This window comes from Candidatus Krumholzibacteriota bacterium, from assembly GCA_016931295.1.
GTDB lineage: Bacteria > Krumholzibacteriota > Krumholzibacteriia > Krumholzibacteriales > Krumholzibacteriaceae > JAFGEZ01.
Window position 1 is genome coordinate 160,942 of the sequence record JAFGEZ010000001.1, and the last position, 25,859, is coordinate 186,800.

24 protein-coding genes are annotated in these 25,859 nt (G+C 68.7%); all 24 read left to right on the forward strand.

The features are described 5' to 3' along the window. Positions 1-16: 16 nt before the first annotated feature. The 24 genes from JW876_00625 (at position 17) to raiA (ending at position 25,845) form a co-directional block, all read left to right on the forward strand. Complete coding sequence (locus JW876_00625; protein ID MBN1884008.1) at positions 17-1,333, forward strand: adenylosuccinate lyase; 1,317 nt, start codon at positions 17-19, stop codon at positions 1,331-1,333. A 72-nt stretch (positions 1,334-1,405) separates the two neighbouring features. Further along, positions 1,406-3,775, forward strand: coding sequence for a phosphoribosylformylglycinamidine synthase subunit PurL (gene purL / locus JW876_00630; GenBank protein ID MBN1884009.1), 2,370 nt, complete (start codon positions 1,406-1,408; stop codon positions 3,773-3,775). A 73-nt stretch (positions 3,776-3,848) separates the two neighbouring features. Next, positions 3,849-4,658, forward strand: a complete 810-nt coding sequence (purQ, locus tag JW876_00635; GenBank protein MBN1884010.1) for a phosphoribosylformylglycinamidine synthase I — start codon at positions 3,849-3,851, stop codon at positions 4,656-4,658. After that, positions 4,655-5,257: a hypothetical protein gene (locus JW876_00640; GenBank protein MBN1884011.1), complete on the forward strand. Its 603-nt coding sequence runs from the start codon at positions 4,655-4,657 to the stop codon at positions 5,255-5,257. The genes purQ and JW876_00640 overlap by 4 nt, the downstream gene beginning before the upstream one ends. Beyond that, on the forward strand, positions 5,254-6,663 hold the full coding sequence (locus JW876_00645; protein MBN1884012.1) for an amidophosphoribosyltransferase: 1,410 nt from the start codon (positions 5,254-5,256) through the stop codon (positions 6,661-6,663). Before JW876_00640 ends, JW876_00645 begins: the two co-directional genes overlap by 4 nt. A gap of 11 nt (positions 6,664-6,674) precedes the next feature. Further along, entirely contained in the window at positions 6,675-8,054 is a 1,380-nt protein-coding gene (locus tag JW876_00650) for a TldD/PmbA family protein (GenBank protein MBN1884013.1), read from the forward strand. A gap of 16 nt (positions 8,055-8,070) precedes the next feature. Further along, on the forward strand, positions 8,071-10,731 hold the full coding sequence (locus JW876_00655; GenBank protein MBN1884014.1) for a DUF2344 domain-containing protein: 2,661 nt from the start codon (positions 8,071-8,073) through the stop codon (positions 10,729-10,731). A 30-nt stretch (positions 10,732-10,761) separates the two neighbouring features. Continuing rightward, complete coding sequence (locus JW876_00660) at positions 10,762-12,291, forward strand: Rne/Rng family ribonuclease (protein ID MBN1884015.1); 1,530 nt, start codon at positions 10,762-10,764, stop codon at positions 12,289-12,291. Positions 12,292-12,397: 106 nt separating this feature from the next. Continuing rightward, positions 12,398-13,153 carry a hypothetical protein gene (locus tag JW876_00665; protein ID MBN1884016.1) on the forward strand — a complete coding sequence of 252 codons (756 nt, stop codon included), beginning with the start codon at positions 12,398-12,400 and terminating at the stop codon, positions 13,151-13,153. A gap of 4 nt (positions 13,154-13,157) precedes the next feature. Then, positions 13,158-13,925, forward strand: coding sequence for a hypothetical protein (locus JW876_00670; GenBank protein ID MBN1884017.1), 768 nt, complete (start codon positions 13,158-13,160; stop codon positions 13,923-13,925). A 155-nt stretch (positions 13,926-14,080) separates the two neighbouring features. Beyond that, positions 14,081-14,392, forward strand: a complete 312-nt coding sequence (gene rplU, locus JW876_00675) for a 50S ribosomal protein L21 (GenBank protein ID MBN1884018.1) — start codon at positions 14,081-14,083, stop codon at positions 14,390-14,392. 27 nt (positions 14,393-14,419) lie between these two features. Continuing rightward, on the forward strand, positions 14,420-14,674 hold the full coding sequence (rpmA, locus tag JW876_00680) for a 50S ribosomal protein L27 (GenBank protein MBN1884019.1): 255 nt from the start codon (positions 14,420-14,422) through the stop codon (positions 14,672-14,674). A gap of 90 nt (positions 14,675-14,764) precedes the next feature. Then, on the forward strand, positions 14,765-15,421 hold the full coding sequence (locus JW876_00685) for an MBL fold metallo-hydrolase (GenBank protein ID MBN1884020.1): 657 nt from the start codon (positions 14,765-14,767) through the stop codon (positions 15,419-15,421). Positions 15,422-15,444: 23 nt separating this feature from the next. Next, complete coding sequence (locus JW876_00690; GenBank protein MBN1884021.1) at positions 15,445-16,287, forward strand: fumarate hydratase; 843 nt, start codon at positions 15,445-15,447, stop codon at positions 16,285-16,287. A 39-nt stretch (positions 16,288-16,326) separates the two neighbouring features. Continuing rightward, complete coding sequence (locus tag JW876_00695) at positions 16,327-16,878, forward strand: Fe-S-containing hydro-lyase (GenBank protein ID MBN1884022.1); 552 nt, start codon at positions 16,327-16,329, stop codon at positions 16,876-16,878. A gap of 55 nt (positions 16,879-16,933) precedes the next feature. Then, positions 16,934-17,653, forward strand: coding sequence for a 3-deoxy-manno-octulosonate cytidylyltransferase (gene kdsB / locus JW876_00700; protein MBN1884023.1), 720 nt, complete (start codon positions 16,934-16,936; stop codon positions 17,651-17,653). A 52-nt stretch (positions 17,654-17,705) separates the two neighbouring features. Continuing rightward, positions 17,706-19,364: a CTP synthase gene (locus JW876_00705; GenBank protein MBN1884024.1), complete on the forward strand. Its 1,659-nt coding sequence runs from the start codon at positions 17,706-17,708 to the stop codon at positions 19,362-19,364. A gap of 13 nt (positions 19,365-19,377) precedes the next feature. Continuing rightward, a complete protein-coding gene (kdsA, locus tag JW876_00710; protein MBN1884025.1) occupies positions 19,378-20,226 on the forward strand; it encodes a 3-deoxy-8-phosphooctulonate synthase in 849 nt (282 codons plus the stop codon). Further along, positions 20,223-21,248 (forward strand): KpsF/GutQ family sugar-phosphate isomerase, encoded by a 1,026-nt coding sequence (locus JW876_00715; protein ID MBN1884026.1) that lies wholly within the window; start codon positions 20,223-20,225, stop codon positions 21,246-21,248. The genes kdsA and JW876_00715 overlap by 4 nt, the downstream gene beginning before the upstream one ends. Positions 21,249-21,578: 330 nt before the next feature. Beyond that, a complete protein-coding gene (gene lptC, locus JW876_00720; protein ID MBN1884027.1) occupies positions 21,579-22,169 on the forward strand; it encodes an LPS export ABC transporter periplasmic protein LptC in 591 nt (196 codons plus the stop codon). A 7-nt stretch (positions 22,170-22,176) separates the two neighbouring features. After that, positions 22,177-22,917 carry an LPS export ABC transporter ATP-binding protein gene (lptB, locus tag JW876_00725; GenBank protein MBN1884028.1) on the forward strand — a complete coding sequence of 247 codons (741 nt, stop codon included), beginning with the start codon at positions 22,177-22,179 and terminating at the stop codon, positions 22,915-22,917. Between the two features lie 18 nt (positions 22,918-22,935). Then, positions 22,936-24,336, forward strand: coding sequence for an RNA polymerase factor sigma-54 (rpoN, locus tag JW876_00730; protein ID MBN1884029.1), 1,401 nt, complete (start codon positions 22,936-22,938; stop codon positions 24,334-24,336). A gap of 25 nt (positions 24,337-24,361) precedes the next feature. Then, on the forward strand, positions 24,362-25,288 hold the full coding sequence (gene lipA, locus JW876_00735; GenBank protein MBN1884030.1) for a lipoyl synthase: 927 nt from the start codon (positions 24,362-24,364) through the stop codon (positions 25,286-25,288). Continuing rightward, complete coding sequence (raiA, locus tag JW876_00740; protein ID MBN1884031.1) at positions 25,285-25,845, forward strand: ribosome-associated translation inhibitor RaiA; 561 nt, start codon at positions 25,285-25,287, stop codon at positions 25,843-25,845. Before lipA ends, raiA begins: the two co-directional genes overlap by 4 nt. The last annotated feature ends 14 nt before the right edge of the window (positions 25,846-25,859 follow it).

Consider the following 25,859-nt stretch of genomic DNA (forward strand, 5'->3'; position numbering starts at 1 on the left):
GACAAGGAGGACCGGCTTGATTCCGAGGTATTCCCTTCCCGAGATCGCCCGCATCTGGACCGACGAGTACCGGTACGACCTCTGGCGCGAGATCGAGGTCCTCTACTGCGAGGGGCTCGCCGCCTACGGGCTGATCCCGAAGAAGGCGGCGCGCGAGATCCGCGCCCGGGCCGGCTTCGACGTGGCCGCGATCGAGCGGATCGAGAAGGAGACGCGCCACGACGTCATCGCCTTCCTCACCGACATGTCCTCGCGCATCGGCCCCGCCGGCCGCTACCTGCACATGGGGATGACGAGCAGCGACCTGCTCGACACGGCCCTCGCCTGCCAGATGCGCGACGCGGGGCGGGAGATCATGACGAAACTGCGCCGCCTGCGGAGCGTGCTGCGGCGGCAGGCGGTCCGCTACAAGCGCACGCCGATGGTCGGCCGCACCCACGGGATCCACGCCGAGCCGATCACCTTCGGCCTCAAGATCCTCGTGTGGTACGAGGAGGTCGACCGGCACGTCGAGCGCCTCCGGGCGGCGATCGAGGAGATCTCCGTCGGGCAGATGACCGGCGCCGTCGGCACGATGACGCACGTCGATCCGCGCGTGGAGCGCTGGACCATGAAGCGGCTCGGCCTCCGCCCCGCGCCGGTGACGACCCAGATCGTCCCGCGCGACCGCCACGCCGCGTACATGACGACCCTCTCGCTCGTCGGGGCCTCGCTGGAGAAGATGGCGACGGAGATCCGCTCGCTCCAGCGCACCGACATCGGCGAGGCCGAGGAGCCGTTCACGAAGGGGCAGAAGGGCTCGAGCGCGATGCCGCACAAGCGCAACCCGATCCTCACCGAGCGGGTCAGCGGGATGGCCCGCCTGCTCCGCGGGAACGCCCTCGCCGCGGTCGAGAACGTGGCCCTCTGGCACGAGCGCGACATCAGCCACTCCTCGGTGGAGCGGGTGATCGTGCCCGACTCCACGATGATTCTCGGCTACATGCTCGAGAAGTTCACCTGGGTGATGGCGAACCTCCGGGTGAACCGCCGCCGGATGCTGGAGAATCTCGACGCCACCGGCGGGCTCGTCTTCTCGCAGCACATCCTCCTCAAGCTCGTCGAGAACGGGGTGAGCCGGGAGGACGCCTACGCGATCGTCCAGGGGGCGGCGATGAAGAGCATGACGGGCGCGACGACCTTCAGGGAACTGCTGCTCGCCGACCGGCGCGTGCTCGACGCGTGCGGCGCCGCCGCCGTCGAGGCGGTCTTCGACGTCGAAACGCATCTCGACCGGATCGATTTCATCTTCCGGCGCGTGCTGGGAAGCGGCGGCAAACGAACGAAAGGATAGCAACCGGCCCGACGGCGGGCCGGGGGGCGAGGCCGCGCGGCCGGCGCGGTCCAACGGAAAGGAACGACGACGGTGCTGAAGGGAACGATCCCCATCGGGGGCGCGACGGACGAAGCGGCCGCCGCCCTGCTCGCCGAGCACGGGCTCAACCTCACCGTCGGGGAGGCGAGGCGCGTCGTCTCGCTCCTCGGCCGCGACCCGACGATCGTCGAGCTGACGATCTTCAACACGATGTGGAGCGAGCACTGCAGCTACAAGAGCAGCCGCAGGATCCTCGGCGAGCTTCTGCCCGTCGCGGCGCCGAACGTCGTCATGGGGCCGGGCGAGGACGCCGGCATCGTCCGCTTCGCCGAGACGGGCGACGGCGACTGGTGGTGCCTCGTCATCGCGCACGAGAGCCACAACCACCCCTCGCAGGTGCTGCCCGTCGAGGGCGCGGCCACGGGGATCGGCGGGATCGTCCGCGACGTCTACTGCATGGGCGCCGAGGTCGTCGGCGTGCTCGACCCGCTGCGGTTCGGCGACCCGGCGGGCAGGCGCGGGCGCCTCTCCGTCTCGATCGCACAGGGCGTGGTCGACGGGATCGCCTCCTACGGCAACCCGCTCGGCGTGCCGAACCTCGGCGGCGACGTCGTCTTCGACGCCGGCTACGACGAGAACTGCCTCGTGAACGTCGTGGCGGTGGGACTCGTGCGCGAATCGCACATCCTCCGCAGCCGCGTTCCCGAGGAGGGACAGACGACCCCCTACCGGATCATCCTCGTCGGCAAGCCGACCGACGACTCCGGCTTCGGCGGCGCCGCCTTCGCCTCGGAGGACCTTGCCGGCGAGGAGGAAGCCGACCGTGGCGCCGTGCAGGTGCCCGATCCCTTCCTCAAGCGGGTGCTCGCCGTGGCGAACCGCCGCGTTCTCGAACTGGCGCGCGAGCGCGGCCTCGCGATCGGCTTCAAGGATCTCGGCGCAGGCGGGATCGCCTGCGTGACGAGCGAGATCGCCGACGCCGGCGGCTTCGGCGTGACGATCGATCTCGACCGGGTCAACGTCGCCGCGGGGCACTTCCCGCCGGCCGTCGTCTCCTGCTCGGAGACGCAGGAGCGCTACGGCCTCGCCGTTCCCGAGGAACTGGTCGACGACGTCCTGAGGATCTACAACGAGGACTACGAGCTGCCGCACCTCTACCACGGCGCGGGGGCCTTCGTGATCGGGGAGGTCACCGGGGAGAAGACCTACCGCATCACGAGCGGCGGCGAGACGGTCTGCGAGGCGGCCGTCGACGTCATCACGACGGGGATCGCCTACGACCGCGAACAGACCCCCCGCCGGCGCGTCTTCGACGAGCCGGCGCGCGATCCGGAACGCTCGCTGCAGGAGGATTTCCCCGCCCTGCTCGCCCGGCCCAACATCGCCTCGAAGAACCACGTCTTCCGGCACTACGACAGCGAGGTGCAGGGGCGGGCCGTGATCCGGCCGGGAGAGGCCGACGCCGGCGTCATCGCCCCGCTGCCCGGCAGCCCGGTGGGGCTCGCCTTCTCCGTCGACGGCAATCCCGCCTACGGCAAGATCGATCCCTATCTCGGCGGCGCCCTCGCCGTCTGCGAGGCGGCGCGCAATGTCGCGGCCGTCGGCGCCGTCCCCTCGACGATGACCGACTGCCTCAACTACGGCAACCCCGAGATCCCCGAGGTCTTCTGGGAGTTCGTCGAGGGGGTGCGGGGGATCGGCGACGCGTGCAGGGGGATCGGCCTGCTGTCGCATCCCGGGCACCCGATCCCGATCGTCTCGGGGAACGTGAGCTTCTACAACCAGGGCGAGAGCGGCAAGGCGATCCCTCCCTCGCCGATCATCGCCTGCGCCGGCGTCGTCGAGGATTACGCCCGCTGCCGGTCGATGCGGTGGAAGGAGGCGGGCAACGAGCTCTTCCTCGTCGGCGAGCCGCGCGACGAGCTCGGCGGGAGCGAGTACTACCGGCTCGCCTACGACGCGGAGGGCGCGAACGTCCCCGGGGCCGATTTCGTCCGCGAGCGGCAGCAGATCGCCGCGGTGATCGAGATGCACCGGCTCGGCATGGTCGAGTCCTGCCACGACGTCGGCGGCGGCGGGCTCCTCACGGCGATCGCCGAGATGGCCCTCGGCGGCGGCGGCGAAGGGCGACTCGGGCTGGCCCTCGACGTGACCGGGCTCTGCGCGGCGACGGGGCTGCCCCCCGAGACGGTCCTCTTCGCCGAGACCGGGGCCTTCCTCGTCGAGACGCCCGCGGGCAACGAGCGCGAGATACTCGCCCTCTGCGCGCGCAACCGCGTCCGCCTGCACCGGCTGGGTTGGATCGTCGATCGGCCGCGTCTCGAGGTGCTCGCCGGCGACGAGCGGCTCGCCGCGTGGGAACTGGCCGCGCTCGCCGATATCTACATGAACGCATGCCGCGGGATCTTCGGCGTCGGGTGACGCGGGGGCCTTGGCGCGGTCGACATACGGGAGATCGAAAGGAGAGGGAGTGGCGAATTCCTTCGAGGGAACGGTGGCGATCATACAGTTCCCCGGCGTCAACTGCGAGGACGAGACGGCCGCCGCCGTGCGGGCCGTGGGGCGGAAAGCGGCGCTCTTCCGCTGGAACGACGATCCGTCGCTCCTCGCGGGCGCGGCGGCGATCGTGCTGCCCGGCGGCTTCTCCTACCAGGACCGCATCCGCGCGGGGGTGGTCGCGGCGAAGGACCGGGTGATGGACACGATCGGCGAGCTGGCCTCGGCGGGCATCCCCGTCCTCGGCATCTGCAACGGGGCGCAGGTCCTCGTCGAGTCCGGTTTCATCCCGGGGATCCACTGGGAGCGGGTCGACCTCGCGCTCGCGCCGAACGTCATGGCGGACCGGGCCGGATACTACTGCGCGTGGACACACCTGCGCGCCGAGAAGAGCGCCTGCCTGTGGACCGGCGCCTTCGCGCCCGAAGAGATCGTGCCGGTGCCGATCGCGCACGCCGAGGGGCGCTTCGTCGCCGACGACGCCGCGATCCTCGAGGAGATGGAACGCGCCGGCCAGGTGGCGCTTCGCTACTGCACCGTGCGCGGCGAGATCGATCCGTCCTTCCCCGTCAACCCGAACGGGTCGGTCGGCAACATCGCCGGCGTCTGCAACCCCGCGGGCAACGTCCTCGCGATGATGCCCCATCCCGAGCGCGCCTCGTGGCTGCGGCAGGTCCCCGAGGACCTCGACGGGCCGTGGGGCCGGCGCCGCCGGGCGGCCGCCGGCGAGGCGACGCGGATGGAGGAGGAGGGGCCGGGGCGCCGGTTCTTCGCCTCGATCCCCGCGGGAAAGGGGGGATCGCGATGAAAACCGTCGTCGAGCTCTGGGTGCGGCTCAAGGTGGTCGATCTCGTCGCCGGGACGGCCTGGATGACCCTGACCGAAAAACTCGATTTCGGCGATTCCCTCCGGGGGCTCGTGCGATACAGCTACTGGCGCATGGAGGCCGAGGGCGCCTCGGCCGGTGCGGTCGTCGACGCGATCGACCGCGCCGTCCGCCTCGACAGCGCCTTCACGAACCAGAACAAGCATCTCTACCGGCTGCGCGAGACCGGCGGCGCGGGCGCCGGCGACCTCGCCGTCGAGGAGGACTATCCCGTCCGCGCGACCGGCGGGGGGGAGCTGCGCGCCGTCGATCTCCTCGTGCGGGAGAAGCGCCCCGAGAGCGAGGCGGCGTACGCGGCGCGGCTCGGGGAGCGGCTCGAGGATGTCCGGATCCTCTCGATGACCGCCGGGGAGGTCTGGCGGATCATCGTGTCGGCCGCGGACGACGCGGCGGCGGTCGGCCTCGCCGAGCGGATGGCCGTCACGCGCTCCCGCCGCGAGGGGCTCCTTCTCAATCCCCACTACCAGCGGCACGAGATCGTCGCGGTCGGGCCGGTCGTGCGGAAAGAGGGCGACCGATGAAGGAGGAATGCGCGGTCCTGGGCGTGTACGGCAGCGAGGAGGCGGCCCAGCTCGCCTACCTCGGCCTCTACGCGCTGCAGCACCGCGGCCAGGAGAGCTCCGGGATCATCACCTCAGACGGCGAGCAGGTCCACGAGCATCGCGGGATGGGGCTGGTCTCGAAGGTCTTCGACGAGAAGACGCTGGCCCGGCTCGGCGGGCATCTCGCCATCGGGCACAACCGCTATTCGACGACGGGGATGTCGCACATCGTCAACGCGCAGCCCTTCCTCGTCGACTGCAAGATCGGGAAGATCGCCGTCGCTCACAACGGCAACCTCGTCAACGCCGCCGCCCTGCGCCGCGAGATGGAGGAGAGCGGATCGATCTTCCGGAGCACGATGGACAGCGAGGTGATCCTCCACCTCATCGCGCGCAGCGAGCGCCGGGCGATCCACGCGATGATCGCCGACGCCCTCGGCCGCGTGCAGGGCGCCTATTCGCTCATCTTCCTCGTGAAGGACCGGCTCGTCGCCGCCCGCGACCCGCGGGGATTCCGGCCCCTCTGCATCGGCCGCCTCGGCGACGCGACGATCCTCGCCTCGGAGAGCTGCGCCTTCGACATCCTCGGCGCGACCTACGCGCGGGAGATCGAGCCGGGGGAGATGGTCGTCGTCGACGAGCGCGGCGTCGAGAGCGTGCGGTTCGCCGAGCCGGCCCCGCGGCTCTCGCGCTGCATCTTCGAATTCATCTATTTCTCGCGTCCCGACAGCCGCGTCTTCGGCGAGAACGTCGACAAGATCCGGCGCAAGCTCGGGCGCAGGCTCGCCGAGGAAGCGCCGGCGCCGGCAGACATCGTGATCTCGGTCCCCGACTCGAGCAACACGATCGCCCTCGGGTACGCGAACGCGTCGGGGCTGCCCTTCGAACTGGGCCTCATCCGGAACCACTACGTGGGGCGGACCTTCATCCAGCCCCGGCAGGCCGCCCGCGACTGGGACGTGCGGATAAAGTTCAACCCGGTCAGGGGCGTGCTGAAGGACCGCTCGATCGTCGTCGTCGACGACTCGATCGTCAGGGGCTCGACGATGCGCAAGCTCGTCAGGATGCTCTACGCGGCGGGGGCCGCCCAGGTGCACCTGCGCATCGGCGCGCCGCCGGTGACGCACTCCTGCTACTACGGGATCGACACGCCGAACCGGAGCGAGCTGATCGCCGCGACCCACTCGACGGCCGAGATCGAGAGCTACCTCGGCGTGGACTCCCTGCGCTACCTCTCCGTCGAGGGGCTGAGGAGCTGCGTGGACGACCCGGACAACTACTGCACCGCCTGCTTCTCCGGCGAATACCCGACGGTCCGCAACGGCGTCCACCCCAAGGACATCTTCGAGCACGGGTGCGGGTGCGGCGGCTGCGAGGAGAGCTGACGGCGATGCGGATGCCCCCGATCGACGAGATACACGACGCGCTCGCCTTCTGCACCGCCGGCGGCGCGGAGTTCGCCGAGCTCTTCTTCGAGTCGACGCTTCTCCACGCCGTCGTCTGCGAGGACGGCCGCGTCGAGCGCGTGACGAGCGGGCTCGACGAGGGATTCGGCTTCCGCGCGACGACGGGGACCCGGACGGCCTACGGCTATTCCAACCGGCTCGACGGCGGGGAGCTCATGAAAATCGGCCGCGGGGTCCTCGCCGAGCTCGGCGGCAGCGGCGGCCGAGAGGCGATCCGCCCCGGCCTGCCGGCGACGGCCGTCGCGGAGGCGGCCGTTCCCGCCGAGGGCGTGCCGGTCGAGAAGAAGGTCGAGATCGTGCTCGCCGCCGACCGGGCCGCGCGCGCGGCGGGGAGCGGGATCGGCCAGGTGCAGGCCGCATGCCGCGATTCCCTCCAGCGCGTCTCGATCTTCAACAGCGAGGGGGTCGCGGTCAGCGACGAGCGCCGGCAGATCGTCTTCACGGTGCGGGCGATCGCCACCGACGGGCACGACCTCCAGACCGCCTACCGGAGCATCGGGGGGCGGGCGGGATTCGAGATATTCGATGACGACGAGCACGAGGCGCTCGCCGCCGAGGCGGGAAAGAGCGCCCTGACGATACTCGGGGCCCGGCGCGCGCCGGCGGGGACGATGACGGTCGTCTTGGCGAGCTGCGCGGGCGGGACGATGACACACGAGGCCATCGGGCACGGCCTCGAGGGAGACGCCGCGGAAAAGGGGTTGTCGATCTACAGCGGGAAGGTCGGGGAACGCGTGGCGTCCCCGCTCGTCACGGTGATCGACGACGCGACCCTCGCAGGCAGGCGGGGCTCCTACGGATTCGACGACGAGGGCGCGCCCGCCCGGCGGACGGTGTCCGTCGAGCGGGGCGTGCTGCGCGGGTACCTTCTCGACCGCCGGACGGCGCGCAAGACGGGCCGCGAATCGACCGGGAACGGCCGACGCCAGAATTTCCGCTTTCGGCCCATCGTGCGGATGAGCAACACCTTCATCGCGCCGGGAGAGGACGATCCCGCCGCGATCGTCGCGGAGGTCGATCGCGGCCTCTACGTGGCGCGGATGGGCGGCGGGCAGGTGGACACCTCGAGCGGCGACTTCGTCTTCAAGGTGAACGAGGCCTTTCTCATCGAGAAGGGCAGGATCGGAGAGCCGGTCAGGGGAGCGACCCTGATCGGCAACGGACCGCAGGTGCTCCGCGAGATCGACCGGGTCGGCGACGACCTCGGCTTCGACATCGGCACCTGCGGCAAGGACGGCCAGCAGGTGCCCGTGGCCGACGCACAACCCACATTGCGCATTCCGTCGATCACCGTCGGGGGGGAAGCGTAGAAAAGGGGCGCCGAGCATGGCGACACGAGCCGTTCACCTCTACGACGACGGCATCCTTCCGGCCGTCCGCCAGCCGTCGCGGTACATCGATCGCGAGCTGCACGCCGGCCCGGGCTGGCAGGCGGGCGCGTACAACGTCCTCCTCGTCTTCCCCGACGTCTACGAGATCGGCATGAGCCACGGGGGGCTGCGGATCCTGCACGGCCGCCTCGCAGCCATGGAGGGGGTCCGGGTGGAGTTCGCCTACGCCCCCTGGCCCGATCTCGAGGATCTTCTGCGGGCGACCGGCGAGCCGCTCCGCTCATGGGCAAGCCTCACGCCCGTCGCCGACTTCGACCTCGTCGGGATCACCCTGCAGTACGAGCTGCACTACACGAACGTTCTGACGATCCTCGACCGGGCGGGGCTCGCCCTCGAGGCGGCCGCGCGCCCGGACGACGCCCCCCTCGTCGTCGCCGGCGGCCCCTGCTCGTCGAACCCCCTGCCGCTCATTCCCGCGCTCGACGCCGTCTTCCTCGGGGACGGCGAGGAATCGCTCGTCGAGGCGGTCGGCCTCCTCGCCGCGGGCGCCCGCGGCGGCGAACGCGGCCGCCGGGCCGGGCGAAGGGCGCTCGCCGGCGTCGAGGGGGTCTACGTGGACGGAATCACGCCGCGGGCCCGCGCGAGGCGGTTCCGCGACATCGGCGGGGAGCGGCCGGCCCCGATCGTCCCCGCCGCCGAGGTCGTCCACGACCGGCTCGGCGTGGAGATCATGCGCGGCTGTACGCGGGGCTGCCGATTCTGCCACGCGGGGGTCGTCTACCGGCCGCGGCGCGAGCGGCCCGTCGAGCGGATCGTCTCGGAGGTGATCTCGGGGATCGACGAATCCGGATGGGACGAGGTCTCCCTTCTGTCGCTGTCCACGTCGGACTATCGCTCGCTCGGGCCCCTCCTCGACCGCCTCGTGCCCGAGCTCGAGCGGCGGCGCGTCTCGCTGGCCCTCCCGAGCCTCCGCCCGGAGACGATCACCGACCGCCTCGTCGCCGCCTCGGCGACGGTGCGACGGTCGGGGTTCACGCTCGCGCCGGAGGCGGGCACCGAGCGGCTCAGGCGGGCGATCAACAAGGGGATGACCGACGACGAGATCGTCGAGGGGTGCCGGCGCATCGTCGACGCGGGCTGGCAGGTGCTCAAGCTCTACTTCATGATCGGGCTGCCCACGGAGACCGGGGAGGATCTCGCGGGGATCGCCGGGCTCGTCGAGCGCATCCTGGGGCTTCCCGGCCGGCGCGGGCGCTTCCGCCTCAACGTCTCGATCTCCCCCTTCGTGCCGAAGCCGCACACCCCCTTCCAGTGGGAGCGGCAGTGCACGGCGGCCGAGTTCGCCGAAAAGGAGCGGTTCCTCGCGGGCCGGATCCGCGACCGGCGCGTCCAGCTGAGTTTGCGCGACCCGGAGATCAGCGTCCTCGAGGGGATCGTGGCGCGCGGCGACCGGTCGCTCTGGCCCGCGATCGTCCGCGCCTGGCGGATCGGCGCGCGCTTCGACTCGTGGAAGGACCATTTCCGCGCCGACCTCTGGGCCTGCGCCCTCGAGAAGGCGGGACTCGACCGGGAAGAACTCCTCGGGCCCCGCGACCCGGACGCGCCGCTCCCCTGGGACGTCTTCGAGCAGGGCGTCTCGGTCGCCCACCTGCGCCGCGAGCGCGAGCGCGCCGTCGCGGGCGAGCTGACCGCTGACTGCCGGACCGACGGCTGCCACGGTTGCGACGCCTGCCGGGACGATGAGGACCGCGTTGCGTGCGAGGCGGCCGCGTCGCCCGCGCCCGCCGGGCCGGCCGCGCCGCTCGCGCCGACCGCGCCGGCAATCTCCCCCGGGAAAAACCTGCCGGCTCCCGGGGCGGCAAACGATCAGGCGGAGGATGCGCCCGTGTACCGCTATCGCGTGCGGTACGAGAAGCGGGGGCGGATCCGCTTCCTCTCGCACCGCGAGCTCATCAACGTCATCCAGCGCGTCCTCAGGCGCACGGAACTGCCCCTCTCCTTCACCGAGGGGTTCCGCCCGCGGCCGCGCCTGTCGATGGGGCCCCCGCTCCCCGTGGGCGCCGAGGGGACGCGGGAGTTCTTCGACATCGAGCTGACCAGACCGGCGGAGATGACGCCGGCCCGCTTCGAGGGGCTCCTCCACGAGGGGCTTCACGTGACCGCCTGCGCGGGGCCGGTCGACCGGCGGCGGGCGAAGCTCTCCCCGGTGACCCGTTTCGCCTGGCGCGTCGACCTCGAGCCGCCGCGGCTCGCCGCCGCCGCGCTCCTGGCCGGAGAGGATTCCGTTTCTGGCCGGGAGGCGATGTGGTATCATCTCGCCCGATCGCTTTCGGTTCGCGAGGCGCCCGGCGCCGATTTGCCGGCCGACGTCGCCGGCACGGTCCTGGCGGCGTGGGAGGATCTCTTCTCCCGGGGAGCGGTCGTCGTCGACCGGAAGGGGCGGGAACGCTCGACGGTCGGGTGCGTCGCGACCGGCGCGGGCGACGACCTCGTCGACCTGGTCGTCCCCGGCACCGAGCGCGGATGGCTGACCCCCGCCGACCTGCTCGCCGCCGTGCTGCCGGCGTGGATCGTCCCGCTGGCGCGCATCGAGCGGACGGGGATCGAATACGGAACGGACACCGGGTTCGCGGATCCGGTGGAATCGATAGAATAAGGGCTTCGACACGACAGCGAGACGACGGACATGAAAAAAGAGATCATCATCAACTACACCCAGCGCGAGGTGCGTATCGCGATCCTCGAGGACCGGCAGCTCGTCGAGTTCCTCATCGAGCGGGAGGACAGCCGGCGGAGCGTCGGCGACATCTACTACGGACGGGTGAACGCCGTCCTTCCCGGCATCCAGGCCGCCTTCGTCGACATCGGGCAGGAGAAGGCCGCCTTTCTCCACGTGAGCGACGTCGCCACCGACTCGCTCGACCCCGAGCTCCTCGACGAGCTGGACATCGATTCGAGCGGCGGACGGCGTCGCCGGGAGTACCCGCCGATCGAATCGCTGCTCCGGAAAGGGCAGGAGATCGTCGTCCAGGTGCGCAAGGAGGCGATCGGCACGAAGGGGCCCCGCGTCTCCTCGCAGCTTTCCCTCCCCGGGCGGTACGCCGTCTTCATGCCGAATCTCGACCACATCGGCGTCTCGAAGAAGATCGAGCGGCGGAAGGAGCGGGCCCGCCTCCGGAGCATCGTCCGCCGGATCCGGCCGCGGGGCGGGGCGGTCATCGTCAGGACGGCGGGGCAGGGGGTCGAGGAGGAGCCGCTGCGGGAGGACATCCGCAACCTCGAGAAGCGCTGGGAGGAGATCAGCGCCAGGATCGCGGAGGCCACGCCGCCAACGGTGATCCACGAGGACGTCGACATCACGGTCTTCGCGCTGCGCGACCTGCTGACCGACGACATCAACCAGATCGTCATTGATCGCAAGGAGGAGTTCGACCGCATACGGTCGTACATCGGCACGTTCGCGCCGGAGCTCCTGCCGCGCGTGAAGCTCCACCGGGGGCAGGCGCCGATCTTCGACCACTACGACGTCGAGGACGACATCGAGAAGACGCTCGAGCGGAAGATCTGGCTCCGCAAGGGGGCCTACATCGTCATCGAGCACACCGAGGCCCTCGTCACGATCGACGTCAACACGGGACGCTTCACCGGCAAGAAGAACCAGGAGGAGACGATCCTCGAGGCGAACCTCATCGCCGCGCGGGAGATCGCCCGCCAGCTCCGTCTCCGCGATATCGGCGGCATCATCGTCGTCGATTTCATCGACATGGAGACGGAAGAGAACAAGCGCAAGGTCTACAACGAGTTCCGCGGCGCTCTCCGGAAGGACCGATCGCGGGCCCGGGTGTCGCCGGTCAGCGACCTCGGCCTCATCGAGGTCAGCCGGAAGCGCGTCCGGCCGAGTTTGATGCACTACTACAGCGACGACTGCCCCTACTGCTCGGGAAGCGGCAAGGTGCTGAGCATCGAGTCGATGGCGATGAAGATGGAGCACTGGATCCGGCGGATCGGGATGAGCCGCAAGGAGAAGGGGATCCGGCTCACCGTCAATCCCGTCCTGGGGATCTTCCTGCGCGAGGAGCGCTGGGAGAACATCGAGGAACTGGCCGGGCGCTACCGCCTCGACGTGGAGATCATCGACGATCCGCGCCTGCACCGCGAGGATTTCGAGATCAGGTCGATCGAGGGCAACCGGGACCTGAAGCGCGGTTTTTCCTGAGAAGAACGACCGGCCACTTGCGCGATCCGTCGGATAGTAGTATCTTATCCGAGGCGCGTCCCCCCACCTTCCCATGATCCCGCGATATCGCTACGGAGGTCGATCGATGGCCAGAGTACCGATGTTCCTCCTGCTGCTTTTCGTCCTCCCTGTCGCGGCCGCCGCCCAGGTCTACATCGATTCCCCCTCCACGCCGGGGGAGATCTGGCCGAGCGGCCTGCCCGGCGAGATCAAGTGGCGCCTGATCGGCACGCCCGACGCGGTCAAGATCGAGGTCTCATACGACGCGAAACAGTCATGGAACCTGCTCGTGGACTGCTATCCGGACGTCGGCCACTGGACCTGGGCGATCCCGTCGGGGATCGAATCCCAGCAGTGCTATCTCCGCATCCATTCGAAATACCTCGCCACATGCTTCTACGACTACATCTCGACGACCACCGACTTTTCCTTCATCATCACCGTGCCCCCGCAGGTGACGGTGCGCCCGATCGACATCGACGAGATCTCCTCGGGCGAGTGTTTCGACGTGACGATCGACATCGTCAACCGGGGCGGGTTCGAGATGAACCTGTGGTTCGACGTGGACATGTACGACGCCTCCCTCGTGATCTTCAGCGACGAGGAGAACGACATGCCCTTCGTCCTCCCGCCCTTCGGCTCGATGACCGTCACGCGCCCCTTCTGCATACCCTACGGGCACCGGTCGGGGGACTGGAACGTCAAGGTGATGCTCTGGGGCGTCCGGGAGGAGGACGGCGACTACAACGGCCCGCGGCTCTTCGACTCGGGATGGATCCACCCGATGGCGGTCGCCGTCGAACGGGCCACCTGGGGCGGCATCAAGTCCGAAGGACGGTGACCGGATGAGACTGCTGCTGCTGACGATCCTCGTCTGCGCCCTCGCCGCCCCGGCGGCGGGGCAGGACTCCGTCGTCCTGGAATCCCCCTCCCTGCCGGGGGAGGTCTGGCCGTGCGGGCTCGGATGCCGGATCGAGTGGTGGACCTACAATCCCGATCTCTGGGACACGGCCTGGATCGACCTCTCGATCGACGGCAAGCGCTCCTGGTTCCCGCTCACGGGGTGCATGACCAACCTCGGCGGCTGGAACTGGGTGGTGCCGACGTTGACCGACTCGGACGACTGCTATATCCGGGTCCAGGTGAACATGTACTGCGACGAGTTCGGGCGGATCGCCGTGAACGAGCATCCCTTCACGATCACCGAGCCGCCGACGGTCGTCGTGGGGGAGATCGGCACGGATTCCCTGCGGTGCGGCGAGTGCATCGACGTGCCGATCGAGGTGCACAACAACAGCGGACGGCAGCTCACCCTCTGGTACGATCTCGACATGGCCGATCCGACCCTCCTCATCCACGACGATCCGGACAACGATCTCCAGTTCACGATCGGCGCGGGCGTTACGATGACGGTCACGCGCCCGTTCTGCCTGCCCTGCAACGTGCCGGAGGGTTCGTGGACCCTCAAGGCGATCCTCTGGAGCGCCCGGGACGGCGACCGGTACGCCGGTCCGAAGCTCTACGATTCCGGGTGGATCCACCCGACGACGGTGGGCGTACAGCCGGCGAGCTGGTCGGTCGTCAAGCGGGCGGGAGGCAGGCCGGCCGATTGACGCGTTCGGGGGACGCCGGCCGTCCCCGCGCACCGGGCCCGCGAAAGCCCCCCCTTCCGCCGGCCGGAGCCGGCGGAAGGGCTTTTTACGCTTGACTCCGGCCAGTTTGGATGTTATCAATATACTTCCTTTTCGCTTGCAGGAGGTATGGAGCGGTGTATGCAGTCGTTCGTTTAGCCGGCAAACAGGTGACGGTGGAGCGGGACCTGAAGGTCCACGTGCCGCGCCTCGACGCCGAGGTCGGCAGCACGATCACGTGCGACGACGTCCTCCTCTATGCGGACGGAGAGGATATCCGTGTCGGGCGGCCGCGTCTCGACGGGGTCTCGGTGACCGCCGAGGTGATCGGCCACGACCGGTATCCCAAGATCATCGTATTCAAGATGAAGCGCCGGAAGAAGTACCGGCGGAAGACCGGGCACCGGCAGGGGTTCACTCTCCTGAAGATAACGGGAATATCCGCATAGCGGGCGTCACCGGGGAGTTGATCTGGCATGGCACACAAGAAAGGCGTCGGCTCGTCCAAGAACGGTCGTGACTCCAATGCCCAGCGGCTCGGGGTCAAGCGGGCCGACGGGCAGAAGGTCCTCGCGGGAACCATCATCGTCCGGCAGCGGGGCACGCGTATCCACCCCGGCCTGAACGTCGGCAGGGGGAACGACGATACCCTGTTCGCGCTCGTCGACGGCGTGGTTTCCTTCGAACGGTTCGGACGGTCGAAAAAGCGGGTGAGCGTCAACGCGCAGTGATGGACGACGAAACACCCGTCCTGTAGTATCGGGAACCTGGCCGGCGATGCAGCCGGACGGGTTCCTTTTTTTTGTGCGGGGGGGGAAACCATGAGACTGACCTACCTTGGACACGCGGCGTTCGAGCTGGCCCTCGGCGACGGTCGGCGGATCGTCTTCGACCCCTACGAGCCGGGGGCGTACGACGGCGCCCTCGCGTTCTTGCCGATCGGGGGCCGATACGATATCGCCGTGATCAGCCACGACCACGCCGATCACCGCTCGGCGGCCGTCGTCGAGGCGGCGGGCGCCGTGGTGGACGCGGCGGGGGAGGTCGAGATCGACGGCGTGCGCATCGTCTCGCACGCGACCTGGCACGACGAGTCGTCGGGCGGCGAGCGGGGCGCGAACCTCGTGTCGATCGTCGAGGCCGAAGGGCTCCGGATCGCGCATCTCGGCGATCTCGGCCACCCGCTCGACCTCGATGAGATGCCGGCGCTGCGCGGCGTCGACGTCATGCTCGTCCCCGTCGGCGGCCATTTCACGATCGACGCGCGCGCGGCCCTCGACATCGTGCGGGCGGCGAAGCCGAGGATCGTCGTGCCGATGCATTTCAAGACGGAGAAGGTCGGGTTCCCGATCGCCCCGCCCGACGTCTTCGCCGACCTCGTCGGGAACGTCGAGCGGCCGGGCACGAGCGCGATCGACATCGATCCCGGCGCGCTGCCCGCGGAGACGAGGACGATCCTGCTTGAACCGGCCCTGTAGGCCCAGCAGAGGAGAGGAGCGAGATGAGGGAAATCAAGGCGGAACAGATCACCGAGGCCGTCGCGCGGTTGTCGATGGAGGCCAATTACGTCCTCGAGGAGGATGTCCAGGCGGCCCTCGAGAAGGCCTTCGAGACCGAGGATTCGCCGGCGGGCAGGGAGGTGCTCCGGCAGATCCTCGAGAACAGCGGAATCGCCCGCGAGGAGCGGATGCCGATCTGCCAGGACACCGGCTTGACCGTCGTCTTCGCCGAGCTCGGCCAGGAGGCGCAAATCACCGGCGGCCTCTTCGAGGACGCGATCGACGCGGGCGTCGCCAAGGGCTACACGGACGGGTACCTGCGCAAGTCCGTTCTCGCCGATCCCGTCAGGGGCGGCAACACGGGGGACAACACGCCGGCGGTCATCCACCTCCGGCTCGTGCCGGGCGACGCGCTCCGGCTCTGGATCGTCCCCAAGGGCGGCGGCAGCGAGAACATGAGCCGGATCGCCATGATGAAGCCGGCCGACGGCGTCGAGGGGATCAAGCGGTTCGTCTTCGAGGGCGTCAAGCAGGCGTCGGGGAATCCCTGTCCGCCGATCGTGGTCGGCGTGGGGATCGGCGGCACCTTCGAGATATGCGCGCAGATCGCCAAGAAGGCCCTCCTGCGGCCGATCGGCAGCGAGCACCCCGATCCCTTCTACGCGGAGATCGAGCGCGATCTCCTGGTGAAGGTCAACGAGACGGGCGTCGGCCCCATGGGATTCGGCGGCCGCGTGACGGCCCTCGCCGTCCACATCGAGACCGCCCCGCGGCACATCGCCTCCTTCCCGGTGGCGATGAACATCAACTGCCACGCGGCGCGGCACAAGTACGTCGAGCTCTGACCGGGACACGGGGGACCTTCACGCACAGGAAGGTGAACGATGGCTGAACACGCACTGACGACTCCGCTGAAAGACGACGACATACGGAAACTCAGGGCCGGGGACACGGTGAAGCTCACCGGGACGGTCTACACGGCGCGCGACGCGGCGCACAAGCGGCTCGTCGACCTGCTCGAGGCGGGCGAGGAGCTGCCGATCCCCCTCGAGGGCCAGGTCGTCTACTACGTCGGCCCGGCGCCGACGCCGCCGGGAAAGGCGATCGGCTCCGCCGGTCCGACGACGAGCTACCGGATGGATCCCTACGCTCCGGCCCTCCTCGACCGGGGGCTGAAGGGGATGATCGGCAAGGGAGCTCGATCCGACGCGGTCGTCGGGTCGATGAAGAAGAACTGCGCGGTCTACTTCGCCGCCACCGGCGGCGCGGCGGCCCTCATCTCGCGGTCGATCACGGCGGCCGAGGTGGTCGCCTACGAGGATCTCGGCGCAGAGGCGATCCGCAAGCTCGCGGTGAAGGACTTCCCGCTCGTCGTCGCCCAGGACTGCCACGGCGGCAACGCCTACGAGGAGGGGCAGAAGAAGTACGCGAAGTGACCGGGCGGGCCGCCCCGGGCGGCAACCGGTTTCGTCCGCGCGGAAAGGACCGCAGATGAGGAGACCGCGCGTGCTGGCCGTCGTCCCCGCGCGGTGGGGATCGACCCGCTTCCCCGGGAAGCCGCTCGCGACGATCGCCGGCGAACCGATGATCGTGCACGTCATCCGACGGGCCGCGCGCATCGGCGGCGTCGACCGCGCGCTCGTCGCCACCGACGACCGCCGGATCCTCGCCGCCGTCGAGGCGGCCGGCTTCGAGGCGCGGATGACCGGACGCCACCGGTCGGGCACGGGGCGCGTCGCCGAGGCGGCCGCCGGCATCCCCTGCGGGATCGTCCTCAACATCCAGGGAGACGAGCCGCTCCTTCCGGTAGCGGGGGTCGAGCGACTCGTCGAGACGATGCTCGGCGACCGCGGGATCCTCATGGGCACGCTCGCCTCGCCCTGCGCCGACGACGCGGAGAAGGCGAATCCCGACGTCGTCAAGGCGGTCGTCGACGCCCGCGGCGACGCCCTCTACTTCTCGCGCGCGCCCGTCCCGTCGGGAAAGGGCGCCTTTCTCCGGCATGTCGGCGTCTACGCCTTCCGCCGATCCTTCCTTTTCCGGTACGGGGGATTGCCGCGCGGACCCCTTGAGCGGCGCGAGGGGCTCGAGCAGCTCCGCGCGCTCGAGAACGGCGTGTCGATCCGCGTCGTGCGGTGCCGCGCCCGCGCGGCGGGCGTCGACCGGCCCGGGGACATAAAAAGAGTTGAAAAACTGCTGGCCGGGCGTTAATGTGGGCCTGACATCAGGGCGGCAGGGGGATTCCAGCAGGCGCGAGGTGGAGTTGAGCGAGAACACCAGGTACATCTTCGTGACGGGCGGGGTGGTGTCCTCTCTCGGAAAAGGGATCTCCGGCGCGTCTCTCGGGCTGCTCCTCAAGCAGCGCGGCCTCAACGTCGTCCTGCAGAAGTTCGATCCGTACATCAACGTCGACCCGGGGACGATGAGCCCCTTCCAGCACGGCGAGGTCTACGTCACCGACGACGGCGCCGAGACCGATCTCGACCTCGGCCACTACGAGCGCTTCATCGACCGCGACCTCAGCCAGCGATCGAACGTGACGACCGGCCAGATCTACGAGGCCGTGATCAACCGCGAGCGCGAGGGAGGCTACCTCGGCCGCACCGTCCAGGTCGTTCCGCACATCACGAACGAGATCAAGGCGCGGATCCGCCTCGCCGCCGAGAACGGCGAGAAGGTCGACGTCGTCATCACCGAGATCGGCGGCACCACGGGGGATATCGAGGGGCTGCCCTTCCTCGAGGCGATCCGGCAGTTCTCGCTCGACGTCGGCCGCGACCGGTGCCTCTACATCCACCTGACCCTCGTGCCCTACATCAAGGCGGCGGGGGAGCTCAAGACCAAGCCGACCCAGCACAGCGTCAAGGGCCTCCGCGAGATCGGCATCCAGCCCGATATCCTGATCTGCCGCACCGAGCGTCCGCTGGCTCCCGAGATCCGCAGCAAGATCGCCCTCTTCTGCAACGTCGAGGAGCGGGCCGTCATCGAGGCGCGCGACGTCGCGTCGATCTACCAGGTGCCGCTCGGCTTCCACAAGGAGCATCTCGACGACATCGTCTGCGAGAAGCTCAAACTCGAGACGCCGCCGCCCGACCTCGAGGCGTGGGAGAAGATGGTGCACCGCATCTACTCGGCGACCGAGCGGGTCGACATCGCGGTCTGCGGGAAGTACGTCCACCTCGTCGACGCCTACAAGAGCATCATCGAGTCCTTCATCCACGCGGGCGCCACGAACGACGTGCACGTCAACATCCGCTGGGTCGATTCCGAGCAGATCGAGGAGAAGGGGGCGGAGGCCTTCCTCGAGGACGTCCACGGCATCCTCGTTCCCGGCGGCTTCGGCGACCGCGGGATCGAGGGGAAGATCGCCGCGGTCCGCTACGCCCGGGAGAAGCGGATACCGTTTCTCGGCATCTGCCTCGGGCTGCAGGTGTCGGTGATCGAGTTCGCGCGCCACGTCTGCGGGCTCGAGGGGGCGCACAGCTCGGAATTCGAGCCCGACACGGCGCACCCCGTCATCGACCTGATGCTCGAGCAGCGGAGCAAGTCGAAGATGGGCGGAACGATGCGCCTCGGGTCGTATCCCTGCGTCCTCAAGGAGGGTTCTCTCGCCCAGCGCCTCTACGGGACGACGGAGATCGACGAGCGCCACCGCCACCGCTGGGAGGTCAACAACGACTACCGCGGGACGCTCGAGGAGCACGGCCTGCTCGTCTCGGGCCTCTCGCCCGACGGCGATCTCGTCGAAATGATCGAGCTCCCCGACCATCCCTACTTCATCGCCTCGCAATTCCACCCCGAACTCAAGTCCCGGCCGCAGCGGCCCCATCCGCTCTTCCACGGCCTCGTCGCCGCCGCCAGGGAACTCATGGAGGAGCGGGACGGCAGCCGCAAGGCGGCGGGCGCCCTCTCCGGCGACTGACGACGGAGCCGCGATGTCCTCCATCACGATCGGCGACCGGATCATCGACACCGAGCGTACCCCGCTTCTCATCGCGGGACCCTGCGCGCTCGAGGACATGGACGACGCCCTCCTGATCGCCGCCCGGTGCCGCGACGAGGCACAGCGGCACGGATTCGCGTACGTCTTCAAATCGAGCTACCTCAAGGACAACCGCTCCTCGGTCGAGTCCTACACGGGGCCCGGTCTCGAGCGGGGCCTCGAGATGCTCGAGCGCGTGGGGCGGGAAGTCGGCGTTCCCCTCCTCACGGACGTCCACTGCCGCGAGGAGATCGGACCGGTCGCCGGCGTCTGCGACGTCATCCAGATCCCGGCCTTTCTCGTCCGGCAGACGCGGCTCGTCGTCGCCGCTGCGGAGACGGGACGGGCGGTGAACCTCAAGAAGGGCCAGTTCCTCTCCCCCGAGGAGATGGGGCTCGCCGTCGCGAAGGCGAGGGCGGGCGGGGCGTCCGAGGTCATCGTCACCGAGCGCGGGACGATGTTCGGCTACCACAACCTCGTCGTCGATTTCACCGGGTTCGAGCGGATGCGGCCCTTCGGCGCCCCGGTCGTCTTCGACGCCACGCATTCGCTCCAGCTCCCCGGCGGACTCGGCGACCGCAGCGGCGGCCGCCCCGGCCTCGCGCGGCTGCTCGCCCGCGCGGCGGCGGCCGCCGGCTGCGACGGCCTCTTCGTCGAGACGCACCCGCGCCCGCTCGCCTGCCGCTGCGACGCCGAGGCGATGCTGCCCCTGGCCGAGCTGCCCGTTCTCCTGGCGGAGGCGGCCCGCTTCTTCGAGGCGGCCGGGGCCTGCCGCGCCGGCGGCGGGGAGGAAACGGTATGACGGACACGAAACGCGGCCGGGCGACGTCGAAAAGCGCGGAAAGCGGCGGCGGGGATATCGCGGCCGTCGGGCGCGAGACGGTCGAGAACGAGATCGGGGGCCTCCGCTCGCTTCTCGCCGGGATCGGGACGGACTTCGAGCGCGCCGTCCGGCTCGTCCTCGAATGCCGGGGCAAGACGATCGTCTGCGGGATCGGCAAGTCGGGGATCGTCGCCCGGAAGATCGCCGCCACGCTGAGCTCCACCGGCACCCCGTCGGTCTACCTGCACCCCGTCGAGGCGATGCATGGCGACATGGGGATGGTCACCGCCGACGACGTCTTCCTCGCCGTCTCGAAGAGCGGCAACAACGAGGAGATCACCCGTCTCCTGCCCCATATCCGCTCCCTCGACGTCAAGATGATCTCGATCACCGCCGCGGCAAACGCCGTTCTCGCCCGGGAGAGCGACGTCGCGCTCCTCACGCACGTCGACCGGGAGGCGTGCCCGATGGACATCGTGCCGACGACGAGCACGACGGCGGCGATGGTCCTCGGCGACGCGCTCGCCGTCGCCGTCTTCCGCCTGCGTGATTTCAGCGAGGAGGATTTCGCGAAGCTCCATCCGAGCGGCGTCCTCGGCAAGCGCCTGATCCTCACCGTCGCCGAGCTGATGCACGCCGGCGACGACATGCCGCTCGTCTCGATGGAGACCACCCTCAAGGAGGCGCTCTTCGTGATCGCCGGAAAGCGCCTCGGGTGCGCCGGCGTCGCGGACCCGGAGGGCCGCCTCGCCGGGATCGTCACCGACGGCGATCTCAAGCGCATCCTCATGAAGAATCCCGCGGCGCTCGAGGAGCCGGTCGGCGGACTCATGACGCCCGGCCCCCGGACGACGACCGCCGGCACGCTCGCCGTCGAGGCGCTGCGGGACATGGAACTCGGCGGTTCCGGACCGGTCACGCAGCTCTTCGTCCTCGACGCGAACGGCCGTCCGGTGGGCGTCATCCACATCCACGACATCGTCCGCGCCGGCCTCCGGTAGAAGGCGCCGGTTTCATTCCCGCCCGCTAACTTCTTGTGGAAAAGAGGGTTTTCTGGATGGCACGCTTGTTGCTTGACAGTGGGCGTGCGGCGTGGTATCTCTTGTCGGGTAAGGCGGCATCCCGTTGCCGATTCCGCTGTTACGGGGACGCGCGGATCGGCCGGGGCCATGGCGCCGGTTGGCGGCGGCGGCCGGGTTCCGACCGCCGGCGCGGAATTCCCGGCAGGCCCGTTTCCCGGACGAACGGCGGGATTTGAGCCTTGCCGCCCGAAGCCGGACGCACCATCATAGAAGAAGAGGAGCCGGGTTCGCCCCGGCGGAGAGCCGACCATGACGACAAGACGCGCCATACGGGGAATCCTGATCGTCGCCGCCGCCCTCGCGGTGGTGTCCGGCTGCGGGCGGAAGGACGTGGAGCAGACCCTCGGCGCGGTCGAGATCCCCGACCAGGAGTTCGCCGACTTCACGACGACCGAGAGCGACTCCGGGCGGGTGACCTGGAAGCTGTGGGCGCCGCGCGCGCGTGTCTACAACGAGCGCAATCTGCTCGTGACCGACGAGCCGCGGATCGAGTTCTACGACGAGTTCGGCGAGGTCTCCTCGGTGCTGACGGCCGAGAAGGGGGAGTACAACAAGGTCTCCCACGATCTGACCGCGCTGGGGGACGTCGTCGTCACCTCGCGGGAGGGATACACGCTGGAGACGGAGACCCTCGTCTGGGTCGAGAAGCTCGGCGAGATCCACACGGAGGATTTCGTCAGGTTCACGAAGGCAACGGACGTGCTGACCGGCTACGGGCTGCGCAGCGATCCGGATCTCGACGACGTCGAGATACTCCGCGACGTGAAGGCCTTCCTTCGCGACGAGGACGGGGCAGTGAGCCGGGAGGTCGACCGGGAGACGGGAGAGACGGATGAGTGAGCGACCGATGGCCCCGGACGCGGGGGCAAACGGACTCGCCTGCCGGGGGCTCGTCAAGGTGTACGGCAAGCGGCGCGTCGTCGACGATGTCTCGATCGACGTGCAGCGAAGCGAGGTGGTGGGGCTGCTCGGCCCGAACGGCGCGGGCAAGACCACCTGCTTCTACATGATCGTCGGGATGATCCGCCCCGATGCGGGGACGGTCTTGCTCGACGGCGATCCGATCACCGGCCTCCCGATGTACAAGCGTGCGAGACGGGGGATCGGCTATCTCCCCCAGGAGGCCTCGGTCTTCCGCCGGCTCACCGTCGAACAGAACCTCATGGCGATACTCGAGACCCTGCCGCTCGCGTCCGGCGAGCGCAGGGAAAAGCTCGAGGGGCTCCTCGCCGAGCTCAACATCGAGCATCTCCGCGACCGGCAGGGGTACCAGCTCTCCGGCGGCGAACGGCGGCGCGTCGAGATCACCCGGTCGCTCGTGACCGATCCGTCCTTCATCCTCCTCGACGAGCCCTTCGCGGGAATCGATCCGATCGCGGTCGCCGACCTGCAGGAGATCGTGCGGAAACTGCGCGATCGCGGCCTGGGCGTGCTGATCACCGACCACAACGTGCGGGAGACGTTGTCAATCACCAATAGAGCGTATATCATGTATGGAGGGAGCATCAAGCGCTCCGGAACCGCGGACGAGCTCGCATCGGACCCCGAAGTGAGAGAGATCTACCTCGGCGAGGCGTTCCGTCTGTAACGACAGGATGGCATCCATATGGAAATGAAAGTCGGCCTCAACGTCCAGATGCGGCAGCAGCTCGTCATGACGCCGCGACTGCAGCAGGCCCTCAAGCTGCTGCAGATGCCCACCCTCGAGTTGCAGCAGGTGCTCAAGCAGGAGATCATCCAGAATCCCCTTCTCGAGGAAGTGGACGACGTCCAGGAGATGATGGAGGACGAGGCGAAGGAGGAGGAGAAGGAGAAGGACGAGGAAGACGAGGAGAAGATCGACTGGGACGAGTATTTCGAGACCGGTTTCGGGCTGGGCAGCGGCTTCGCCGAGGAGGAGGAGCGCGAGGACTTCCTCGAGCGCGTGCCGGTGGCGAGGCAGACCTTCGCCGACTTCCTCATGAGCCAGCTCCGGCTGGTTACCGAGGACGAGCAGACGCTCCGGATCGGCGAGTACATCATCGGGAGCCTCGACGATTCGGGGTATCTCACCTGCTCCCTCGAGGACATCGCCCGCACGTTCGACGTTCCCGTCGAGGACGCCGAGCGGGTGCTCTTCGTGATCCAGGCGTTCGATCCGCCGGGCGTGGGCGCGCGCGATCTGAAGGAATGCCTGATGATACAGCTCACCGCCCGCGGCCTCGAGGACACCCTCGCCGCCCGCGTCGTCTCGGAGTACTTCGAGGAGTTCAAGCAGAAGAAGTACCTGGATCTGAGCAAGAAGCTCAAGATCTCGCTGAAGGAGGTCCAGGCCCAGGCGGAGATCATCGGCACGCTCAATCCGAAACCGGGCCTCGACGTCATCGCCGAGGGGCCGAAGTACGTCATCCCCGATCTCATCGTCGAGCGGGTCGGCGAGAAGTACATCGTAATGCTCAACGACCGCAACGTGCCGCGGCTCCGCATCAGCCAGTCCTACCGGAGCGAGCTCGAGAACAACCCGCAGATCAGCAAGGAGACGCAGGAGTTCATCCAGGGGCGTCTCAAGAACGCGAAGTGGCTGATCCAGACGATCGAGCAGCGCCGCCGCACGATGATCAAGGTGATGGAGACGATCGTCGACGAGCAGCGGGAGTTCTTCGAGAAGGGGACGAGTTGCCTCAGGCCGCTCACGCTGCAGCAGGTGGCGAGCCGGATCAACATGCACGAATCGACCGTTTCGCGCGTGACGACGAACAAGTACGTGCAGACGCCGCGTGGCGTCTACGAGCTGAAGTACTTCTTCTCCTCGAGCCTCTCGACGGAGGGAGGCGAGGAGGTCTCGGCCAAGAGTGCGAAGCTGCGGATAAAGCAGATCATCGAGAAGGAGGATACGAAGAAACCATACAGCGACCAGAAGATCGCGGACATCCTCAAGCAGGATGGCCTGATCATCGCGCGGCGCACCGTCGCGAAGTACCGCGAGCAGGAAGGCATTCTTCCCGCGCGGCACCGGAAGCAGTACTAGACACACGAGAGGGTCTGTTCGCCTGATGGCTTCATTCACCGGTTCACGCCGCTCCGAGAGGCTCCCGTCCTGGCTGCGGCGCCCCATCCCGGTCATCGGTCAGTGCTCCCGCATCGAGACCGTCATCCGGAGACACAAGCTGCATACGATCTGCCGCGAGGGTCTCTGCCCGAACCGGGCGGAGTGCTACTCGAAGGGCAAGGTCACCTTCATGATCCTCGGAGACGTCTGTACCCGGGGCTGCCGGTTCTGCTCGGTGCGCAAGGGCCGCCCGGCGCCGGTCGAGGCGGGCGAGCCCGCGGCCCTCGCCGAGGCCGCCCGGACGCTCGGCCTCCGGCACGTGATCGTGACCTCGGTGACGCGGGACGATCTTCCCGACGGGGGAGCGGGCCACTACGCGGCGGTCGTCCGGGCCCTCCGGGCGCTGGATCCCGCGCCCGTCGTCGAGGTGCTCGTCCCCGATTTCGAGGGTTCGCGGACCTCGCTCGAGACCGTGCTCGAGGCCGGACCGCGCATCCTTTCCCACAACATGGAGACCGTGCGAAGACTCTATCCGGCGATGCGGCGCGGCGCCGATTACGATCGGTCGCTGTCGCTGCTCGCCGAGGTGAAACGGATCGACAAGGAGGTGTTCACCAAGTCGTCCTTCATGCTGGGCCTGGGCGAGACGGAGGAGGAGCTGTTCGGTGCGATGACGGATCTGCGCGGAGCGGACGTGGATTTCACGGCCCTCGGCCAGTATCTCCGTCCCGGCATGGAACAGGAACCGGTGCGCGAGTACGTGCACCCGGAACGCTTCGCCCGGATCGAACGCGAAAGTTATCGGATGGGATTTCTCGAGGTGACGGCGGGGCCCCTCGTGAGGAGCTCCTACCAGGAAAACGACACCGGGGCGGCCGTGTCGGCGAGGACCGATGTCACGCCGGACGTCCGCAGGAGGATTGATTCATGAAATTGACGACCACCGCGAGACATTTCGACTCGAGCGCCGAACTCCAGGACCATATCACGGAGCGGCTGTTGCGCTTCAAGCGCTATTTCGAGGGCATTCTCAACGTCGATGTCATCATGGAGGTGGAAAAGTTTCGTCATATCGCCGAGGTGCACGTTCACGTCAACGGGCACGATTTCACCGCGAAGGAAGAATCCGAGGACATGTACACCTCGATCGACGAGGCGGCGAAGAGCCTCGAGCGGCAGATAAAGAAGTTCAAGGGCAAGATCATCGCGACGCACCACAAGCCCCGGAAGTCGACCCGGCTCCTCGTGCAGGCCGAGACGGTCTTCGATTCGAAAAGCGTCGATTCGGACGGCGGCCTCGAGATGATCGAGCAGTACGCGCTCGAGATCCCCGACATGGTCCTCGAGGAGGCCATCACGACGATGACCGGGGGGCAGGAGAATTTTCTGCTGTTCAACAACGTCAAAACGGGTAAACTGAGCCTCGTCTACAAGCGTCCCGACGGGCATTACGGGGTCATCGGCCCCGCCGCCGGCGAGGCGGACTGATTCCCCGGCGAGCG

Coding starts and splice junctions, on each gene's coding strand:
- JW876_00695 (MBN1884022.1), top strand. CDS start 16,327: ATGGCTGAACACGCACTGACGACTCCGCTGAAAGACGACGACATACGG.
- rpmA (MBN1884019.1), top strand. CDS start 14,420: ATGGCACACAAGAAAGGCGTCGGCTCGTCCAAGAACGGTCGTGACTCC.
- rpoN (MBN1884029.1), top strand. CDS start 22,936: ATGGAAATGAAAGTCGGCCTCAACGTCCAGATGCGGCAGCAGCTCGTC.
- JW876_00665 (MBN1884016.1), top strand. CDS start 12,398: ATGGCCAGAGTACCGATGTTCCTCCTGCTGCTTTTCGTCCTCCCTGTC.
- lptC (MBN1884027.1), top strand. CDS start 21,579: ATGACGACAAGACGCGCCATACGGGGAATCCTGATCGTCGCCGCCGCC.
- JW876_00670 (MBN1884017.1), top strand. CDS start 13,158: ATGAGACTGCTGCTGCTGACGATCCTCGTCTGCGCCCTCGCCGCCCCG.
- JW876_00650 (MBN1884013.1), top strand. CDS start 6,675: ATGCCCCCGATCGACGAGATACACGACGCGCTCGCCTTCTGCACCGCC.
- raiA (MBN1884031.1), top strand. CDS start 25,285: ATGAAATTGACGACCACCGCGAGACATTTCGACTCGAGCGCCGAACTC.
- JW876_00660 (MBN1884015.1), top strand. CDS start 10,762: ATGAAAAAAGAGATCATCATCAACTACACCCAGCGCGAGGTGCGTATC.
- JW876_00715 (MBN1884026.1), top strand. CDS start 20,223: ATGACGGACACGAAACGCGGCCGGGCGACGTCGAAAAGCGCGGAAAGC.
- JW876_00645 (MBN1884012.1), top strand. CDS start 5,254: ATGAAGGAGGAATGCGCGGTCCTGGGCGTGTACGGCAGCGAGGAGGCG.
- JW876_00655 (MBN1884014.1), top strand. CDS start 8,071: ATGGCGACACGAGCCGTTCACCTCTACGACGACGGCATCCTTCCGGCC.
- JW876_00640 (MBN1884011.1), top strand. CDS start 4,655: ATGAAAACCGTCGTCGAGCTCTGGGTGCGGCTCAAGGTGGTCGATCTC.
- kdsA (MBN1884025.1), top strand. CDS start 19,378: ATGTCCTCCATCACGATCGGCGACCGGATCATCGACACCGAGCGTACC.
- JW876_00685 (MBN1884020.1), top strand. CDS start 14,765: ATGAGACTGACCTACCTTGGACACGCGGCGTTCGAGCTGGCCCTCGGC.
- JW876_00690 (MBN1884021.1), top strand. CDS start 15,445: ATGAGGGAAATCAAGGCGGAACAGATCACCGAGGCCGTCGCGCGGTTG.
- lptB (MBN1884028.1), top strand. CDS start 22,177: ATGGCCCCGGACGCGGGGGCAAACGGACTCGCCTGCCGGGGGCTCGTC.
- lipA (MBN1884030.1), top strand. CDS start 24,362: ATGGCTTCATTCACCGGTTCACGCCGCTCCGAGAGGCTCCCGTCCTGG.
- kdsB (MBN1884023.1), top strand. CDS start 16,934: ATGAGGAGACCGCGCGTGCTGGCCGTCGTCCCCGCGCGGTGGGGATCG.